Origin of the sequence: Azonexus sp. (genome assembly GCF_030824335.1) — a bacterium.
In the GTDB taxonomy this organism is placed as follows: Bacteria; Pseudomonadota; Gammaproteobacteria; order Burkholderiales; family Rhodocyclaceae; genus Azonexus.
This window is the reverse complement of sequence record NZ_JAVBXX010000003.1, coordinates 173,735-192,793: the sequence shown is the minus strand read 5'-3', so window position 1 is coordinate 192,793 and position 19,059 is coordinate 173,735. Positions and strand designations below refer to the sequence as shown.

16 protein-coding genes are annotated in these 19,059 nt (G+C 60.3%); 7 read left to right on the top strand and 9 right to left on the bottom strand.

Annotated elements, in window-relative coordinates; translation table 11 throughout:
* Positions 1-13: 13 nt before the first annotated feature.
* Positions 14-1,118, bottom strand: a protein-coding gene (gene prfB, locus RCI20_RS00835) for a peptide chain release factor 2 (protein ID WP_306602569.1) whose coding sequence is annotated in 2 segments (ribosomal slippage) — positions 14-1,036 and positions 1,038-1,118 — 1,104 coding nt in all. Because the reading frame shifts where the segments join, the coding sequence is not laid out codon by codon here.
* Between the two features lie 240 nt (positions 1,119-1,358).
* Between prfB and RCI20_RS00830 the strand changes: the two genes are divergently transcribed.
* The gene (locus tag RCI20_RS00830) at positions 1,359-3,500 is read left to right on the top strand and encodes a GGDEF and EAL domain-containing protein (RefSeq protein WP_306602568.1); all 2,142 of its coding nucleotides are present in this window, start codon (positions 1,359-1,361) and stop codon (positions 3,498-3,500) included.
* 69 nt (positions 3,501-3,569) lie between these two features.
* Here RCI20_RS00830 and RCI20_RS00825 read toward each other — a convergent pair whose 3' ends face one another.
* From RCI20_RS00825 to RCI20_RS00800, 6 genes are all read right to left on the bottom strand, one after another.
* Positions 3,570-4,145 (bottom strand): cold shock domain-containing protein, encoded by a 576-nt coding sequence (locus RCI20_RS00825; protein WP_306602567.1) that lies wholly within the window; start codon positions 4,143-4,145, stop codon positions 3,570-3,572.
* 90 nt (positions 4,146-4,235) lie between these two features.
* Positions 4,236-4,553 carry a DUF805 domain-containing protein gene (locus tag RCI20_RS00820; RefSeq protein WP_306602566.1) on the bottom strand — a complete coding sequence of 106 codons (318 nt, stop codon included), beginning with the start codon at positions 4,551-4,553 and terminating at the stop codon, positions 4,236-4,238.
* Between the two features lie 128 nt (positions 4,554-4,681).
* Positions 4,682-6,370 (bottom strand): single-stranded-DNA-specific exonuclease RecJ, encoded by a 1,689-nt coding sequence (gene recJ / locus RCI20_RS00815; protein ID WP_306602565.1) that lies wholly within the window; start codon positions 6,368-6,370, stop codon positions 4,682-4,684.
* Entirely contained in the window at positions 6,367-7,386 is a 1,020-nt protein-coding gene (locus RCI20_RS00810; protein ID WP_306602564.1) for a hypothetical protein, read from the bottom strand. Before RCI20_RS00810 ends, recJ begins: the two co-directional genes overlap by 4 nt.
* A gap of 174 nt (positions 7,387-7,560) precedes the next feature.
* Positions 7,561-9,303, bottom strand: coding sequence for a PAS-domain containing protein (locus tag RCI20_RS00805; protein ID WP_306602563.1), 1,743 nt, complete (start codon positions 9,301-9,303; stop codon positions 7,561-7,563).
* Between the two features lie 135 nt (positions 9,304-9,438).
* Positions 9,439-10,443 carry a GNAT family N-acetyltransferase gene (locus RCI20_RS00800; protein ID WP_306602561.1) on the bottom strand — a complete coding sequence of 335 codons (1,005 nt, stop codon included), beginning with the start codon at positions 10,441-10,443 and terminating at the stop codon, positions 9,439-9,441.
* 91 nt (positions 10,444-10,534) lie between these two features.
* Between RCI20_RS00800 and RCI20_RS00795 the strand changes: the two genes are divergently transcribed.
* The 3 genes from RCI20_RS00795 (at position 10,535) to nudC (ending at position 13,057) form a co-directional block, all read left to right on the top strand.
* The gene (locus tag RCI20_RS00795; protein WP_306602560.1) at positions 10,535-10,870 is read left to right on the top strand and encodes a hypothetical protein; all 336 of its coding nucleotides are present in this window, start codon (positions 10,535-10,537) and stop codon (positions 10,868-10,870) included.
* Positions 10,871-11,052: 182 nt separating this feature from the next.
* Positions 11,053-12,264 (top strand): MFS transporter, encoded by a 1,212-nt coding sequence (locus tag RCI20_RS00790; RefSeq protein ID WP_306602559.1) that lies wholly within the window; start codon positions 11,053-11,055, stop codon positions 12,262-12,264.
* Positions 12,265-12,292: 28 nt separating this feature from the next.
* Positions 12,293-13,057: an NAD(+) diphosphatase gene (gene nudC, locus RCI20_RS00785; RefSeq protein WP_306602557.1), complete on the top strand. Its 765-nt coding sequence runs from the start codon at positions 12,293-12,295 to the stop codon at positions 13,055-13,057.
* 56 nt (positions 13,058-13,113) lie between these two features.
* Here the strand turns inward: nudC and RCI20_RS00780 are convergent, their stop codons facing one another.
* Positions 13,114-13,692 carry a hypothetical protein gene (locus RCI20_RS00780; RefSeq protein WP_306602556.1) on the bottom strand — a complete coding sequence of 193 codons (579 nt, stop codon included), beginning with the start codon at positions 13,690-13,692 and terminating at the stop codon, positions 13,114-13,116.
* Positions 13,693-13,903: 211 nt separating this feature from the next.
* Positions 13,904-14,680, bottom strand: coding sequence for a sulfite exporter TauE/SafE family protein (locus RCI20_RS00775; protein ID WP_306602555.1), 777 nt, complete (start codon positions 14,678-14,680; stop codon positions 13,904-13,906).
* Positions 14,681-15,086: 406 nt separating this feature from the next.
* On the opposite strand from RCI20_RS00775, the gene kdpF reads away from it, so the two are divergent.
* Genes kdpF through kdpB form a run of 3 tightly spaced genes read left to right on the top strand, consistent with a single transcriptional unit; the run spans position 15,087 to position 19,049 of the window.
* Positions 15,087-15,179, top strand: a complete 93-nt coding sequence (gene kdpF, locus RCI20_RS00770) for a K(+)-transporting ATPase subunit F (RefSeq protein ID WP_306602553.1) — start codon at positions 15,087-15,089, stop codon at positions 15,177-15,179.
* Entirely contained in the window at positions 15,176-16,954 is a 1,779-nt protein-coding gene (gene kdpA / locus RCI20_RS00765; protein WP_306602552.1) for a potassium-transporting ATPase subunit KdpA, read from the top strand. The genes kdpF and kdpA overlap by 4 nt, the downstream gene beginning before the upstream one ends.
* A 16-nt stretch (positions 16,955-16,970) precedes the next feature.
* Positions 16,971-19,049 (top strand): potassium-transporting ATPase subunit KdpB, encoded by a 2,079-nt coding sequence (gene kdpB / locus RCI20_RS00760; protein ID WP_306602551.1) that lies wholly within the window; start codon positions 16,971-16,973, stop codon positions 19,047-19,049.
* The last annotated feature ends 10 nt before the right edge of the window (positions 19,050-19,059 follow it).

Here is a 19,059-nt window from a genome sequence, read left to right as displayed (position 1 = left end):
AACAGACTTCCGCTTACACGCCCTGTTTCAGGCTGGCCTGGATGAAGTCATCGAGGTCGCCGTCGAGTACGGCCTGGGTGTTGCCGGTCTCGAAGTTGGTGCGCAGGTCCTTGATCCGGCTCTGGTCGAGCACGTAGGAACGGATCTGGTGGCCCCAGCCAATGTCGGACTTGGCATCTTCCAGCTTCTGCTGTTCGGCCTGCTGCTTGCGCAGTTCGAACTCGTAGATGCGGGCGCGCAGCATCTGCCAGGCTTCGTCGCGGTTGCGGTGTTGCGAACGGTCGTTCTGGCACTGCACGACGATGCCGGTCGGGACGTGCGTCAGACGCACGGCCGAGTCGGTCTTGTTGATGTGCTGACCGCCGGCGCCGGAGGCGCGGTAGGTGTCGGTACGGACGTCGGCCGGGTTGATCGCGATCTCGATCGAGTCATCGACTTCCGGGAACACGAACACCGACGTGAAGCTGGTGTGGCGCCGCGCATTCGAGTCGAACGGCGATTTTCGGACCAAGCGGTGGATGCCGGTTTCGGTACGCAGCGTGCCGTAGGCATGGTCGCCGGTGAACTTGACGGTGGCGCTCTTGATGCCGGCCACGTCGCCTTCCGATTCTTCCATGACCTCGACGCTGAACCCCTTCTTTTCGCCGAACTTCAGGTACATGCGCAGCAGCATGGCCGCCCAGTCCTGCGCTTCGGTACCGCCGGCGCCGGCCTGGATTTCCAGGAAGCAGGGCATCGGGTCGGACGGGTTGTTGAACATCCGGCGGAATTCGAGCGTGCCGACTTTCTTCTCGATATCGGCATTGTCGGCCTCGACCGACAGCAGCGTGTCTTCGTCGCCTTCTTCCTTGCCCATGGCAAAGAGTTCGCGACCGTCCTTGATCGCGCCGTCCACGTCTTCGAGGACGAGCACGATGTCTTCCAGTGCCTTCTTTTCCCGGCCCAGTTCCTGGGCGCGTTTCGGATCGTCCCATATCTTGGGATCTTCCATTTCCTGACTCAGGAGGGTCAGACGCTCACGTTTGTGATCGTAGTCAAAGATACCTCCGCAGCTCGGCGGCGCGCTGCGCCAGATCGTCGAGCTTGTTGGAGATGCTGTTGAGCTGTTCTGCTTCCATTTTTATATCAACCAGTTGAATTCAAACGGCGAATTATACATTGCCCGATCAAGGCTTCGGCGCCTGCCATCTTATGTGAATGGTGCGGTGCACTATGGTGCGCACTTTTTTGGTGCGCCAGTTGGGGCAGGAAGGCCGCTTTTTTCCGGTCTACGGCGGAAAGCTGACAAAAGTGCCAGTATTTTCACCGGGCAAGGTTTTTGCTCAATAAAACCGACTCTGACTTGAAGCCTCAACATTGTGACTGATAAAGCATCATCCTCCGGTTTTCTGCCCGTCCTGCGCAAGCGTCGTGATTCGGCCTGGAATGGCATCGATAGTGAGCGCGTCTTGCAGGTCTTGGTGCGCAATCTTGACGGGATGGTTTTCCGCTGTTCGATTGATCATCAATGGACGATGCATTTTGTCAGCGATGGTTGCCGCGAACTGACCGGTTATTGTCCGGACGAACTGGAGTACAACAAGGTTTGTTCGCTGGAAGCGTTGACGCATCCGGACGACCGTGCGCGGGTGCGCGAGGCGATTGTTGCGGCGATGGCCGGTAGTGGCCGGTATCGCCAGCAGTATCGGATTTGTCCCCGGCAAGGGGGCGAAAAATGGGTGCTTGAGCGGGGCGCCGTGGTGCTCGATGAAAAAGGTGGCCGTGTTCTCGAGGGCTTCATCGAGGATGTGACCGAGCAAGTTGTCGGCGAGCGCCAACTGGCCGATGCCGAGTTGCGTTACCGCAGCATTTTCGAGGATTCAGTGGTCGGCATGTTCCAGACCTCGGTCGATGGCCATTATCTGGCAGCCAACCGGGCACTGGCGGCACTTTATGGTTATGAAAACCCGTCGGCGCTGATTGCCGGCTTGTCCGATATCGCCACCAGTCTTTACGTGGCACCGGGGCGGCGCGATGAGTTCAAAACCTTGATGCGCGAGCACGGCCGGGTGACCGATTTCGAATCCGAGGTCTATCGGCGCGACGGTAGCCGCATCTGGATTTCCGAGCATGCCCACGTGGTGTACAGCCCGGATGGCGAGGCGCTGTATTACGAAGGCACGGTTGAGGATGTCACGGCGCAGCACAACTACCGGCGGCAACTCGAATATCAGGCAACGCACGACCCGCTGACCGGCTTGCCGAATCGCAATCTGTTGCAGGATCGTCTGCAGCAGGTGTTGCGCATGGCGCAACGGCGGGCGACGCAGGGTTCGCTGGCTTTTGTCGATCTCGACAACTTCAAATTCGTCAACGACAGCCTGGGCCATGGTGCCGGCGACCGTTTGCTGGTTGAAGTGGCGCGCCGCCTGAAGGAGTGTCTGCGCGATTCCGATACCGTGGCGCGTTATGGCGGCGATGAATTCGTGCTTATCTTGGGCGATTACGGCGGTCTGAGCGACACCCTGCATATCCTGCATCGCGTACAGGATGCCGTCAGTGCGCCGATGATGCTCGACGGCCACGAAGTGCATGTCAATTGCAGTCTGGGTGTCAGCGTTTTTCCGGATGATGGGGTCGATCTGGAAGTCCTGTTGCGCCATGCCGATGCCGCCATGCACCACGCCAAAAAGCTGGGCAAGGGGCAATTCCAGTTTTATACCGAATCGCTCAACGTCGAGGCACGCGACCGGCTGGCGCTCGACTCGGCCTTGCGGCGCGCCGTTGAGCAGGATGAGTTGTACGTGGTGTACCAGCCCAAGGTAAAAGCCAACGGGCGGACCTGCGGTTTCGAAGCGCTGGTCCGCTGGGACAGCAGCGAATTCGGCGCCGTTTCGCCGGTGCGCTTCATCCCGTTGGCGGAAGAAAATGGCCTGATCGGGCAACTGACCTGGTTCGTCATGCGCGAAGCCTGTCGGCAGGCTGCCGGTTGGCGTGCCGCGGGGTATTCCAATCTGCGTGTTGCGGTCAACATCTCGCCCAGCCTGTTTCGCGAGAAGGATCTGGCGGCACTGGTGCGCTCGGTACTGGAAGAGGCCGGTTTGCCACCGGAAAACCTGGAACTGGAAATCACCGAGGGCATGCTGATGGGCGATGTCCAGCGGGCGCTCACCGTGCTCAAGGAACTGAAGGCGATGGGCGTCTACATCGCGATCGACGATTTCGGCACCGGTTATTCATCACTGGCCTACCTGAAGCGTTTCCCGATCGACATCCTCAAGGTCGATCGTTCCTTCGTCATCGAGTGCGATGCCAGCAACGAAGGTCTGGCCATCACGCGGGCCATTGTGACACTGGCGCATAGCCTGAACCTGCATGTGGTGGCCGAAGGCGTCGAGAAACAAACCCAGCTTGCCGTACTCAACGCATTGGGCTGCCACGAGTTTCAGGGCTACCTGTTCGCTAAACCGCTGCCGGTCGAGGCGCTTGGGGAATATCTGACGCAGCACGCGCGCGATTGATTTGGTGTAGTGAAGCGGTGTGATTGGCTGCCTTAGAGCGGGCAGTCGGTTTCCAGCGTGCAGGCGAGATCAGCAGGGGCCGGTTTCGCAAGGTCGACCATCGTAATCGCCATCCATTTTCACGCCAGGGCAATAACGCAGGAAGTATTTCGCTTCTTCGCAGGATGTCATTTGGGAGCAGTGCTGGCGTCCGTCGCAGCGGAAGCTCTGTGGCGCCGGTTCTGCTGTCGCCGGCCAGGCGTTTGCTGGTTCCGTCTGATGCCAGGATGCTGTCGGCGTAGCGATCTGGCTGCGCTGCATGAATGCGTTATAGCCGTAGTAGCCAACACCGGCGGCCAGCAGCAAGGCGACCAAGCGTCCGAACCAGCCCGGACCGGGCTGCGTTTCTCTATGCCTGGCAGGATGTGTGCGCTGCGCCGGCCGTCCGACCGTTGTGCGATCAAGACAAACCAGGCGCTTTGCCTGCTTTTTGCCATCGTTGCCGGTTTCGATCTCGAAACTCAGGCGTTCACCGAGTCGGGGGCGCAGGCCGTCTTTCGGGAAGGCCGAGACATGAACGAAGACTTCTGGACCACCGGTTGTTGGTGTGATGAAACCGAAGCCACGATCATCGTTCCATTTGGCGAGGGTACCTTCGATACGCATGGGAGTGATCTGGGTTGGTGAATGCTGGGGGCGTCATTTCGAGCGCAGCGCTGGATTGCTTCGCTGCGCTTGAAATGACGGGGCCGTGGTTCAGGAAAAGCGGTTTGGTTCCTTGCTTTCCTGCGTGGCGAAGAACAGCAGGACGATCCAGCCGATGATGGGGAGCAGCCAGAGCAGCAGGAACCAGCCGCTGCGGTCGGTGTCGTGCAGTCGGCGGGCGCCGACGGCGAGCGAGGGCAAGAGTACCGCCAGCGAAAACACGCCGGAAGCGGTCTCGCTGATCATGCCGAGGATGACCGAAGCGAGAAAGGTGAACAACGCGAACCACCAGTATTCCGAACGTGTGGCTCGGCCGTCGAAGGTCGCGTACTTGCTGAAGCAGGTGCTGATGGATTCACCGAATGTCATGCTTGTTCCCCTGGGGCAGTTGGTTGTCATGGCCTGGAGTATGCCATGTGCGATGGTGTGCCAGATGAAAAAGCCCGGTTTTTGAGGTCGACCGCAAAAAAACGGGCTTTTTTCGGGATGCGGCCGGTTTATTCCAGATGTTCGATCATCAACTGCGGGCTTTCCACGCCCTTGTATTCATTGATCGACAGGCGATAGGCGGCGCGGGTGCTGTGGCCGGGCTGGGTGGAAAAGTTGAACTGGATCGCCTCGATCAGCGTGTTGCCCTTGCGCAGCTTGAGTTTCAGGTGCTTTTCCTTGAGTACGCGCTGTTGTTCGACGTCGAACTCATCGACGAACAGCGGTGCCGGGAAGCCCTGGCCCCAGATTTCGTTTTCCAGCAGTTTGGCGGTGGCCAGCGAAATGTAGCCGCCTTCGAGCGGGCCGTCGGTTTCCAGCGTGCGGGTCAGGTCGGACGGGGCGAGGAGTTCGCCAGCAATTTCGGCGAACAATGCCTGGAAACGTTCGAAATCTCCGTCCTTGATCGTCACGCCAGCCGCCATCGCGTGGCCGCCGAAGCGGACCAGCAGGTCGGGCGCGCGCTTGGCGACGAGGTCGAGTGCGTCGCGCAGGTGCAGGCCGGGAATCGAGCGGCCGGAGCCCTTGATGATGCCGCCTTCGCTTTGTGCGAAGGCGAATACCGGCCGGTGCAGCTTGTCCTTGATGCGCGAGGCGAGGATGCCGACGACGCCTTCGTGCCAGCTTGCGTCGAACAGTGCGACGCCGGGCGCGGCGGCTTCGACATGCATCGACTCGAGCAGCAGCAAGGCCTGTTCCTGCATACCGGATTCGATTTCGCGCCGTTCGCGGTTCAGCGCATCGAGTTCCTGCGCGATGTTCAGCGCCCGCGCCGGGTCGTCGGTGATCAGACATTCGACGCCCAGGCGCATGTCGGCCAGCCGGCCGGCGGCGTTCAGGCGCGGGCCGATCAAGAAGCCGAGGTCGAAAGCCGTGGCCTTGCTGGCCTCCCGCCCGGCCGCCTTGAACAGCGCGGCGATGCCCGGTTGCAGTCGGCCGGCACGCATACGCTTCAAGCCCTGGCTGACCAGAATTCGGTTGTTGCGGTCGAGCTTGACGACGTCGGCGACGGTGCCCAGCGCAACCAGGTCGAGCAGATCGGCGAAGTTGGGTTCGGGGCGGTCAGCAAAGAAACTGCGCTCGCGCAGTTCGGCGCGCAGCGCCAGCATCACGTAGAACATCACGCCGACGCCGGCGATGCACTTCGACGGGAAGTCGCAGCCGGGCTGGTTCGGATTGACGATGCAGTCGGCGTCCGGCAAGGTCGCGGCCGGCAGGTGATGGTCGGTGATCAACGTCGCGATGCCGTGCTGCTGCGCACGGGCGACGCCTTCGAGACTGGCGATGCCGTTGTCGACGGTGATGATCAGGTCCGGCGATTGCTGCGCGGCGACATCAACGATCTCCGGAGACAGCCCGTAGCCGAGCTTGAAGCGGTCGGGTAGCAGGAAATCGACGTCGGCGCCGAGCGCCTTCAGGGCGCGCATGCCGACCGCAGTGGCGGTGGCGCCATCGCAGTCGTAGTCGCCGATGATCAGTAATTTGGCTTCGGCTTCGATGGCATCGGCCAGCAGGCTGGCGGCGTCGCTGGCGTGGGTCAGCGCGGCTGGTGGCAGCAGCGATTTCAGTTCGTAATCGAGTTCGGCCTTGTCGGTGACGCCGCGGGCGGCGTAGAGCCGGGCGAGCAGGGGATGCATCCCCTGCTGTTCGAGTTGCCAGACGGTGCGCTGCGGTGCGCTGCGGGTAACGATGCGGGTCAAGACGGTTTTCCTTCCAGCGGTACGGCGGCCAGTGCGTTGGCAATATCGGCCAGCGGGCGGCCTTTCTTCCAGAATTTCCAGCGTTCGCCGCCGCTGATCGTCCATTGCAGCCGGCCGTAGATGGTCGGCGCGACGATCTCGAGGTTTTTGACGGTTTTACCCAGGTTTTTACTCAACTGAGCGCGTAAGGGGGCGAACCAGTGGTTTTCCAGGTCGGCAAAGGTCTGCCGCCAGTTTTCCGGGTTTTCGTAGAGGACGGTCGGTAGCAACTGGTCGAGCACCACCAGCGGCGTCTGCGCGCCGCTGTCGAGCAGTTCGGCCAAGGCTGTTGGTCGCGGCTGCACGGCAATGCCTGTGGCGCGGCCGAGGCCGATGGCCAGTGGATCGTCGGCGAACAGGGCATCTGCTGAGCCGGCCGCTTGTTCGGCCATTCCGGCCACACCGGCGCCCCACAGCCACAGGCTGTTGATCGCCGGCTTGCCCTGCGCTGCACGTTGTTCGTTGACCGGATGCAGGTGCAGGAACATTTGCACTTCGTTCAGCCAGCGATGCAGTGGCGAGGTCTTGTCGGCCAGTTCGCTGTCCATGCGCCGGCCGGCGACGGCGGAAAGTGGCTCGGCGACATGGTCGACCGCAGTATTCAGCCGCAGATACCAGCGCCTTGCCGTTGCCGCATGGAATACGCCGATGTCGGCAAACGTGGCATTGAGCGAAGTGATCAACGCGGCGGCTTCGCCGTCGTCGATCTCGAAGGCGCCGGCATCGGCCAGCACGATGCGTTCATGGTGAAAACACAGATGCACCGGGTCGGCGCACAGCCAAAGTCCGTCGTCGGACCTCGGGCTGGCAACACTGGCCTCAGCTTCGCCCAAGCGGCGAAATGCCGCCGCGCTGCCATCGGGGCGGCCGAACAGGTCGAGCAGGGCTTTTTCCTGTGAAATCCGCGTGGACCGCAGAAATTCGGCATGGCCATCGAGCCAGGTGAAACCCGGTGTCGATAGTTTCCCCAGGGTCATTTGGTCGCCCGGTTCGGGCCAGATCAGTTCGGGGACGAGCAGGGTAAGGCGCACAGCGGGGCCATCCGGTGAAAGCGAAGGCGCGAGTTTACCACTGGAGTTCGGGATGCCTCGGCTGGCGGGTTTTTTTCGTCATGCTCTGTGCGCTGCCCGGCGTCTCCCGAGTCATCGCTTTCAGGTGTCGACTGCCGTTACTGGGCCACCGATGGAGACACTGCCGGCCGAACGCTCACCCTCGGTTTCGGCAAACCGGTAACTTCCCTTGCCGCCGCGTTTCGCCGCATACATGGCATGATCTGCCGCTTTCAGCAATTGCTGGCGGCTTGTGCCGTGCTCCGGGTACAGGGCGATACCGATCGAGCTGCCGGTCTGGATCGTCCAGTCGTTGAGCGTGCACGCTTCGCCCAGGCTGGCGAGGATGTCTTCGGCAATCGTCTGGACCGCTGCCGCATCGCTGATGTCGCGCAACAGGACAACAAATTCGTCGCCGCCCAGACGGGCGACCAGGTCGGTTTCGCGCACCACGGATTTCAATTGCCGGCCGACGTGGACCAGCAGCGCATCGCCGACGTCGTGGCCCATGCTGTCGTTGATGTGTTTGAAACCATCCAGATCGAGAAAGAGGAGCGCAAAACGGGTGCCGCGGGTGGCTGCCCGTTCGACCGCCAGTTCCAGTTGCTCGTTCAGGTTCAGCCGGTTGGGCAGGCCGGTCAGTGCGTCGTGCAAGGCCATGCTGCGAATGCGTTCTTCGGCTTTTTTGCGTTCGGTAATGTCAATGTAGCTGGTGACAAAACCGCCACTTGGTAGCGGCGTGCCGCGGATATCCAGCCAGGTGCCATCCGGTCGTTGGCGTTCGATGTGATGCGCCTGAAAATTCCGCGCGCGTTCGACGGTCGCCTGAATCTGCTCGTCCTTGTCTCCCGTTCCGTATTCGCCGCGTTCGGCATTGAATCGGGCGAGTTCTTCAAAATGCACCCAGCCCTTGGCGAACATCGCGGGCGGGAAATCGAGCAGTTTGATGAATTGCTCGTTGAAGGTGGTGAAACGCAGATCGGGATCGCACAGCGAAATACCGCCGGGGAAGTTGTCGATGATGGTTTGCATCACGTCACGCTGGCGGGCCAGCAGTTCTTCGCTGTGCTTGCGCTGCGTGATGTCGGTGTACGTGGTGACAAAGCCTGAAATCTCGCCGGCAAACTGAAAGGGCACGCCCTCGATCAGGATGCTGTTGCCGCCGGTTTGCGTCCGTTCGAAACGGTGCGGCTTGAACTCCCTGGCGCGGGCCACGTTGATCTTGACGTGATCTTCCGGATCGCCCGGCCCATATTCGCCGCGCTGGGCGTTATGGCGGATGAAATCCTCGAACGGGGCGTAGCGGTACACCAGACGTTGCGGGAAATCGAGGATTTCCATGAAGCGGCGATTCCACAGGATCAGGCGCAATTCGCTGTCGATCACGCTGACGCCCTGCGGCAAGGCATCGAGCAGCGTCTGCATCTGCGTCAGAACCTTCTCGCGCTCGATTTCGGTTTGCCGTTCATGCGTAATGTCATGGAAAGTGCCGGCAAACCAGATGTCCTCCGGGTTCCGGGAGCGGGGTGCGCCACGGACAACCAGATGGATGAATTCCCCCTGCGCATTGGGCAAACCGAGTTCGATGGTGAAGGGCAGGGTACTGCTGACGGCTTGCTCAAGGGCCAGCATGAAGCGGCGTCGTTCGGCCTCGTTCAGAACGTCCGGCAGGTTGCTGCAGGCGGCTGGCTCGGCCGCCATGATCGTTGCCAGCAGTGCTTGCGACGGCTGCGGCAGCAGCATGAAGTTGCTCGCCGGGTCGTACTCCCAATAACCGACCCGCCCAAGTTGCTGGATCAATGCAAGCTGGCGGCTTTCAATGCAGTCGTTGCAGTTTTTTTTCATGACGGCTCCGCATGAACAAGCCAAACGGGTGGCGATGGTTGGGATGTAACGCCTTGTTTTATAAAATATTCGCCGGGCGCTAGCGTACTTTAAACGCTAAGTTAGCATGCGGGATGGCTTTGTGAAGCATGACTTTCATTGTGCACTTGCGTCAAAACGGCGCTCGCTGTACATCAAACGGTCCGTCCAGGTGACATGTGGCTTGAAGTGCTTTTCGAGAACAGTCCACATGCCGTGTTGTTCCGAGCCGGTTTCGATGACCGCCACAGCTGTCTCGCCATGCCGTTCGACCAGCCGTCTGGCGCCATCGGCATAGGCAACGAGCAGCCAGCCTTGCGTATCGTAGGGCGGAACGACCCAGCCGACCGGATAATGCCAGCGCGCCATGGCGGCCTGATACTCGCAGATGACCCAGCCGACCGCCGTATCGGTCTTGTCCAGCAGAATCAGCGACAGATCGGGGTCCAGCCGTTCCGCCCACATGGCCGGGGAGGTCCACATCGGCGCCTTTTCCTCGGCGATGCAACGCCCGGCCAGCGCCTCGGCAGCCTCGGCACGTTCACGCCAGGCGCATATGCGCAAGCCATGTCTTTCCAGGCGCCGGAGCAGGGCAGTCTGATTACGGAAAATCACGCCGGTTTGGCGTCCTTCACCACAAATGCGCAGACGCTGAGGCTGTACGTCGCTCCAGCCCAGCGAGGGCAGGAGGCGTGCCAGCGCCGGGGCGCCGGGCAAGCGATCCGAGTAGGAGATGGAGATGCCGCGTAAAGCGAGTTTCTCCCGCTGTTCTTCCAGCGCGGCGAGTAATTGCCGCGCAATGCCGCGTCGCCGCCAGGCTGGCGAAACCATCAGCGACAGTACGCGTTGCTGCCCCGCTTCAACCCGATGGTCGTCCGCTGCCGCTGAAAGTATCAGACCGACCGGAAGTTCATCCACCCAGGCGACCAGAGCACAGGGACGAACGATGCTCGGCAAATCGGTTTCAATTGCGTGCAGCAGGGGGTGGTAATAACGCCACGTCAGGCTGTAGACCTTCGGGGCATCTGCGGCTAGCAGGGGTTTGATCGAGACAGGCAACACCAGGGAGAAATCCGGCAAAATGAACTTGCCATTGTAATGGGCTGATATAGAATATTCCATTCGATTTTCTCGTTTGTGACTGGCGCTCCGCCAATGTTTTTTGGCGATGCCGGTTTATTTGCATCAATTGCTCTGTTTAAGGAGATGTAACTTGTCTGAAAAAATCAGCCCGGATTTCGTGTTGGATATTCGCCGCAAAACTGAAGATGAACTGATTCGTGCGGCGCAGCTTGACGAAAACTTTCGTGCCCAGTTGTTGAAAGACCCGCACGCCGCGCTTGCGTCTGTGTTCGGCAAGGACCCTGTGCCGAACAAGAAGATCAATGTGATCGTTGAAAGCCCCGACGAGCTGACCTTTGTCCTTCCTGCGCCAACGCTCGAGGACGAATTGCCCGATGAGTTGCTCGACCTGGCATCTGGTGGCACCAGCTTCAGTGCCTTTATTCTTTATGGCCCGCCGTATCCGGAGAGAAAGCCGAAAAAGTAACAATTATTGCGGTCGACCGCAGTAATTGCCGATAAAACGCCCCTGGCCGGATTGCTGTTCCGGGCAGGGGTGTTTTGCATGGGGCGCTCACAAGACGGTTTGCCGGCAGAGTGCGAAATTTGTCGCTTGCCTGATCAGGGCGCGTATCCTTGTCGCCCGCATCTGCTGACGCTGTATTTTCCATGACGACCGAGCTTTCTCCGCGTAGCGAACGTTTCTTCCTGCTGACCCTGGCCGGCATCCAGTTCAGCCATGTGCTGGATTTCATGATCATGATGCCGCTCGGCCCGATCCTGATGCGGGCGTTTGGTATCGGTACGCACGAATTCGGACTGCTCGTGGCGTCCTACAGTTTCGGTGCGGCGATTTCCGGCGTGCTGGCGGCGACCTTTGTCGATTTATTCGAGCGCAAGCGCCTGCTGCTCATCAGTTTTACGCTGTTTGCGCTGGCTACCCTGGCCTGCGGGCTGGCGCCCGGTTATTCGACCTTGATGCTGGCGCGTGGTTTGGCCGGTGTGTTCGGCGGCATCATGGGGGCGCTGATTCACACCATGATCGGCGACGCCATTCCGTTTTCCCGGCGGGCACGGGCCAGTGGCGTTGTGGCCAGTGCTTTCTCGTTGTCGACCATCGCCGGTGTGCCCTTGTCGTTGTGGCTGGCCAATCATTTCGGCTGGCGCGCCCCTTTCATGTTGATTGCCCTGATCAGCGTGATCTTTCTCGCTATCGGCCTGCGTTTCCTGCCCGAGTTGCGCCATCACCTCGGCGAAGAGAAGCGCGCCCATCTGCTGTCGGCCACCTTCAGCGTGCTGGGCGAGGCGAATCACCGGCGGGCCTTGCTGTTTTCCGCCTTGATCATTTTTTCCGGTTTCACGGTGATTCCCTACATCACCATCTACGCCGTGAACAATGTCGGTATTTCCCCCGGCGATATTCCCATCGTCTATCTCGTGGGCGGCTTCGCCACCTTCATCAGCGCTCGCCTGATTGGCCGCTGGGCCGACCATCACGGCAAGGCCGAGGTTTACCGTCGGGTTGCGCTGGTCGCCATGCTGCCCTTGCTGGTGATCACCCATGTCGGCGCGCTGCCCTTATGGGGCTGGCTGCTCTGCTCGACCAGCTTTTTCGTGCTGATCTCGGGACGGATGATTCCGGCCATGGCGATCATCGCCTCGGCAGCTCAAGCCAATTTGCGCGGTACTTTCATGTCGCTGAACGGTACCGTCCAGTCACTGGCCATGGGCTTGGCGACAACGCTGGCCGGTTTCCTGATCACGCTCGATGGCAGCGGCCGGATCGTCGGTTATCCGCTGGTCGGCTATGTCGCCGTCGCGGCAAATCTGCTGGCCATCTGGTTTGTTTCGCGCATCGTCATGCACGGGCGTCATGCCTGATTCGGCCCCTTCCTTTTTCGGAGTTGCCATGGACAAAACGGTTTACTGGATATTGCGCAGCGAAAATCGGCTGCTGGCCTTGCCGGGTCAGGCCGACGGTGGATTTTTCCCATCGGGCAAGGCAAGGGCTTTTGGCGATCCTGAAAAAGTCCTGCCGGTCGGCGAATTGAATGGACTGCCGTGTCTTGCGGTCGACCTGGCCGAATTGCCGAAAATTCCCGGCTATGAAGCGGTTTCCTTGCGCGCAGTATTTTCGCTGGCCGGTCCGGCTGTTTTTGCGCTGGCCGGCCGGGCGACGCAGTTGCTCGACTGGCAGGCCAATCATCGTTTCTGTGGCAAATGCGGCACGCCGACCACGCGTCAAGCCGGCGAACTGGCAATGCGCTGCCCGAGTTGCGGATTGCTCGTCTATCCGCGCATTTCACCTGCCGTGATGGTGCTGGTGCGCCACGGCGACAAACTGTTGCTGGCGCGCAGTCCGCATTTCAAGCCGGGGGTGTACAGCGCGCTGGCCGGTTTTGTCGAGGCCGGCGAGACGCTGGAAGAATGTGCCGTTCGGGAAGTCCGCGAGGAGGTCGGCATCGAGATCGCCAACCTGCGTTATTTCGCCAGTCAGCCCTGGCCATTCCCCAATTCACTGATGGTCGCCTTCTTTGCCGATTACGCCGGCGGGACGATTACGCCGGCGCCGGAGGAAATCGAGGCGGCAGACTGGTTCGCACTCGATGCACTACCCATGCTGCCCGAGCCGATCAGTATTTCACGACGTTTGATCGATGCCGCCTGCCGGTAGGGGAGGCATTTGCTCTCCCACCGGCTCGCCTTCCGAGGTGAAGGCGAGCCCAGGCATTATTTGTTGAAATTCACCTTGGCCTGATCGATGCAACGATCCTTGGCGTTGCCGGAATAGCTGTCACACTTTTCCTTGGCCACAGCGTACTGGGCATCCGACTTGTCAGCCTTGGCATCCTTGCGGGCATCTGTCGACTTCTCATTGGCCGTCATGTTGGCTTCGCTGGATTTCATCTGCGCCTTGGCATCGGCCTTGGCCGCGACTTCAATGGCTTTGGCTTCTTTCACGCAGACATCCTTGATGTTGCCGGCCCGGTCATCGCAGCGTTCCTTGGCCAGCGCATAATTGGCTTCAGCCTTGACGACCTGAACTTCATGACGCGCTTTCAGGCTGGGTTTGTAATTGGCATCCAGTTCGGCGATGGCAATGTGCTCCTTCCCCTTGGCTTCGACTTCGCAGACATCGCCGGCATTGCCCGACAAGGATTTGCAGGTGGCCTTGCTCGCCTTGTACTGTTCGCTGATTTTTTCCTTGCTGCTCTTGAACTCTTCTTTGGTCATGCCTTCAGCCATGGCACCCGTGCTGAACATCAGGGTGAGGGCCAAGGCAATTGTGTTGATGTCGAATTTGTTCATGGTCTTTCCTTCCAGAAAGGGTTGGCTGCCAATCCAGAAAACAGGAAGAAATTTCCGCAGGCTTGGCTGAACCAAGCGTAGTGGGACGACCATGATTCATCTGTCTGATGTCGAACATAGGCCGTTTTCCTGAGCAGACAGGTGTCGACCGCAGCAGCGAGTGATGTGCGCTGCTGAAACTGCGTCTCGGATATTCATCTGTAACTTCGGATCAAGTCAGCAGCAGCTTGCTGCCGATCAGTACCAGCATGACCGCAAGTGCCCGACGCAGGATGTGTTCGGGGATTTTTGCCGACAGTCGGCTACCGATATAGATGCCGGGAAGCGAGCCCAGCAGCAATGCGCCGAGCAGGGTCCAGTTGACGCTGCCCAGCCACCAGTGACCCAGGCCGGCGACCAGTGTCAGCGGGACGGCGTGTGCGACGTCGGAGCCGACGATCTTGACCGAACTCAGTTTCGGATACAGGAAGAAAAGTGCAGCTACACCCAGTGCGCCGGCCCCGACCGACGAAATGGATACCAACACGCCGAGCAGGACGCCGACCAGTACGGTGATCTTGTCGAGATGCTTTTTCCGCCAGTTGGTGTTGTCGTGGTGTGCTGCATATTGCTGGACCCGGCGGCCAAAAAACAGCGCCAGCGAGGTGAGCAGCAGGGCGACGCCGAGAATGATTGAAATCAGTTGGGTCAGATCGTCGCTGCGCTTTGGCAGAAAGGACATGCCGACGATGGTGATGGCCGCCGCCGGGAGGCTGCCGGCGGCCAGCAGGCCGGTCAGGCGCCATTCGACGTGACCTTGCCGGCCGTGCACGACGGTGCCGCCGGCTTTGGTGATCGCCGCATAAAGCAGGTCGGTGCCGACTGCCGTGGCCGGGTTGATGCCGAAAAACAGGACCAGCAAGGGCGTCATCAGGGAGCCTCCGCCAACGCCGGTCAAGCCGACAATGATGCCTACGGTGAAGCCTGATGCGGTGTACAGCCAATCCATGATGTGCTCGATGTCTTCGGATAACGAGGCGCATCGTAACAAAGCCGGTATTGAACAAAAATTCTAAAAAGGTAATTGTTTATAGCTAATGGGTATAAGCAATGGATTTCTTTGCCAAACATTGGCTTTTATCCAGGCGTCAGTCTTCGAGCAGGTTTGCAGTGCGGTCAGTGAGCCTGGTCTCAGGGGATGCTGAGTGAGTTTTCAACGGATGAATTTTTACCATTTTTTTATATTTTCACTCCCCTATTTCTTGAAAATTTTAATAAGCGTTTTCCTAGTATGGCCCTGTCGCAATACCTACATGGGGAGTATTCATGGATTTCGTTTATCTCGCTGGTATCGGGCTGTTTCTTACCCTGATGCTCGGCTTCGCCGCCGGCTGTGCCCGGCTCGGGGGGGCCAAATGACTTGGCTTTTCATTCTTAGTGGCGTTGTTGCCGTTGGTCTGCTGGTCTATCTGATCGCCGCGCTGATCAATCCGGAGGATTTCTCATGAGCCATCATGCGTGGATTCTGCTCGGACTTTACCTTGTTGTCTTGTTACTCACGGTCAAACCGTTGGGAACCTACATCGCCAACGTAATGGAAGGTCGCTTCCGTCTGGCTGGCAAGATCGAAAGTCCGCTCTATCGCCTGTGCGGTATCCGCCAGGATGAAGAAATGGGTTGGCTGAAATACGCCTTCGCCATCCTGCTTTTCAATGCGTTCGGGGCGCTTGCTGTCTATGGGCTGCAGCGCTTGCAGGCCGGCCTGCCGTTCAATCCGCAGGCTTTTCCCGCAGTCAGTCCGGACTCCGCCTTCAACACGGCGATCAGTTTTGCTACCAACACCAACTGGCAGGGCTACGGCGGCGAAGCGACGATGAGCTACCTGACCCAGATGCTTGGGCTGGCCGTGCAGAATTTCCTGTCGGCTGCCACCGGCATCGTCGTCGTTATCGCCCTGATCCGCGGTTTCGCCCGGCATAGCGCCAAGACGGTTGGCAACGCCTGGGTCGATCTGAGCCGCGTCACGCTTTACATACTGCTGCCGATTTCCATCGTCTACGCGGTCTTCCTGACCAGCCAGGGCGTCATCCAGAACTTCGACGCCTACAAGGAAATCACGACGCTGGAAGTGACCGGTTTCGAGATGCCCAAGCTCGACGCTGCCGGCCAGCCGGTGAAGGACGGGCAGGGCGCCGTCGTCACCGAACCGGCGCAGACGCAAAGCCAGACCCTGGCCATGGGCCCGGTCGCCTCGCAGGAAGCGATCAAGATGCTGGGCACCAACGGTGGCGGCTTCATGAACGCCAACTCGTCGCATCCCTTTGAAAACCCGACGCCGCTGTCCAACTTCATCCAGATGCTGTCGATCTTCCTGATCCCGGCCGCACTGTGCTTCACCTTCGGCCGTATGGTCGGCAATACGCGCCAGGGCTGGGCGGTGCTTGCCGCGATGACCCTGATGTTCGTCGCCTTCGCCTCGGCAGCGATGTATTTCGAACAGCAGACCAATCCCTTGCTGACGCAACTCGGGGTCGATCCGGCCGCCGGCAACATGGAAGGCAAGGAAACCCGCTTCGGCATCGCCGAATCCGGCTTGTTCGCCACCATCACGACGCTGGCCTCCTGTGGTGCGGTCAACGCCATGCATGACTCGTTTACGCCGCTCGGCGGTCTGGTGCCGCTGGTCGGCATGCAGCTCGGCGAAGTGGTCTTCGGCGGCGTCGGCACCGGCCTGTACGGCATGCTGATTTTCGCCATCATGGCTGTCTTCATTGCCGGTCTGATGATTGGCCGCACGCCGGAGTTTCTGGGCAAGAAGATCGAGGCTTTCGAGATGAAGATGGTTTCCCTCGCCATCCTGGTGACGCCGTTGCTGGTGCTGCTGGGTACCGCCATCGCAGTGACGGTGAGCGATGGTCGAGTCGGTATTGCCAACCCGGGTGCCCATGGATTCTCGGAAATCCTCTACGCCTTCACCTCGGCGGCCAACAACAACGGCAGCGCCTTTGCCGGCCTGTCCGCCAACACGCCGTTCTACAACGTGATGCTCGGTATTGCCATGTGGTTTGGTCGCTTCGGCGTGATCGTGCCGGTGCTGGCCATCGCCGGTGCGCTGGCCGCCAAGAAACGCATCGCCGTTGGTGCCGGTACGCTGCCGACGCATGGCCCGCTGTTCGTCTTGTTGCTGATTGGCACCGTGTTGCTGGTCGGCCTTCTGAATTACGTCCCGGCGCTGGCTCTTGGCCCCGTCATCGAGCACCTCGTGCTCTGGGCCGGTCAATAAGCCTGGGGAGAACACAATGACACGCAAGACTTTTACCCTGTTCGATCCGGCGCTGGCCATCCCGGCCATTGCCGATGCCTTCCGCAAGCTGAACCCGACGGTGCAGTGGCGCAACCCGGTGATGTTCGTCGTCTATATCGGCAGCATCCTGACCACCATCCTGTGGCTCCACGCCTTCGCGGCCCAAGGCGAGGCAGGGATGGTGGAAAACCCTGGCTTCATCCTGGCGATCACCGTCTGGCTATGGTTCACCGTACTTTTCGCCAACTTTGCCGAAGCGTTGGCTGAAGGACGCAGCAAGGCCCAGGCGGCATCGCTGCGCGGCCTGAAGCAGGAGACCTGGGCCAAAAAGCTGCGCGAACCGAAGCGCGATGCGACGTGGGTCATGACGCCGGCCAGTGAGTTGAGAAAGGACCATATCGTCTTGGTCCAGGCCCAGGAAACCATCCCGGCCGACGGCGAAGTCATCGAAGGCGTCGCCTCGGTTGATGAGTCCGCCATCACCGGCGAATCGGCCCCGGTCATCCGCGAATCCGGGGGCGACTTCTCGGCTGTCACCGGTGGCACCCGCGTGCTGTCCGACTGGATCGTCGTCCGGGTTACCGTAAATCCGGGCGAAACCTTCGTTGACCGCATGATTGCCATGGTCGAGAACGCCAAGCGCCAGAAGACGCCGAACGAAATCGCCCTGAGCATCCTGCTGGTCGCGCTGACTATCGTTTTCCTCGGTGTCACGGTGACGCTGCTGCCGTTCTCGATGTTCAGCGTCGAGGTCGCCGGGGCCGGCACGCCGATCAGCATCACCGTACTCATCGCGCTGCTCGTCTGCCTGATCCCGACCACCATCGCCGGCCTGCTGTCGGCCATCGGTGTGGCCGGCATGAGCCGCATGATGCAGGCCAACGTGATTGCCACTTCCGGCCGCGCCGTTGAAGCGGCGGGCGACGTCGATGTACTGCTGATGGACAAGACCGGCACGATCACGCTGGGCAATCGTCAGGCTTCGACTTTCCTGCCGGCCGATGGCGTGAGCGAAGCTGAATTGGCCGATGCCGCTCAACTTGCCTCGCTCGCCGATGAAACGCCGGAAGGCCGCAGTATCGTGGTTCTTGCCAAGCAACGTTTCCAGTTGCGCGAGCGCGATATTCAGGCGCTGGATGCCCACTTCGTGCACTTCTCGGCCAATACCCGAATGAGCGGTGTGGACATGGCCGGTCGCCAGATCCGCAAAGGCGCCGCCGATGCCATCCGAAAGCATGTCGAGGCGCTGGGTGGCAAGTTCCCGCCGTCGGTCTCGGGAAAAGTGGATGAAGTGGCGCGCCGCGGCAGCACGCCACTGGTTGTTACCGACAGCATGCGTGTCATGGGAGTCGTTGAGCTCAAGGACATCGTCAAGGGCGGCATCAAGGAGCGTTTCGCCGAACTGCGCCAGATGGGCATCAAGACCATCATGGTGACCGGCGACAACCGCGTTACTGCCGCCGCCATCGCTGCCGAAGCCGGCGTCGACGACTTCCTGCCGGAAGCCACGCCGGAAGCCAAGCTGGCGCTGATCCGTCAGTACCAGGCCGAAGGCCGCCTAGTGGCGATGACCGGCGACGGCACCAACGACGCTCCGGCCCTGGCCCAGGCCGACGTCGCGGTGGCCATGAACACCGGCACGCAAGCCGCGAAGGAAGCCGGCAACATGGTCGACCTCGATTCCAATCCGACCAAGCTGATCGAGGTCGTCGAAACCGGCAAGCAGATGCTGATGACGCGCGGTTCGCTGACGACATTTTCCATCGCCAACGACATCGCCAAGTATTTCGCTGTCATCCCGGCTGCTTTCGTCAGCACCTACCCGCAGCTCGCCGCGCTCAATGTCATGGGCTTGGCCAGCCCGGCCTCGGCCATCCTGTCGGCGGTGATTTTCAATGCCCTGATCATCGTCTTCCTGATTCCGCTGGCCCTGACGGGCGTCAAGTACCGGCCGCTCGGCGCGGCGACGCTGCTGCGCCAGAACCTGGCGATCTATGGCCTGGGCGGCGTCATCGTTCCATTTATCGGCATCAAGCTGATCGATCTGGCGATTAGCGCCGTTGGTCTGGTCTGAGGAGAAAACT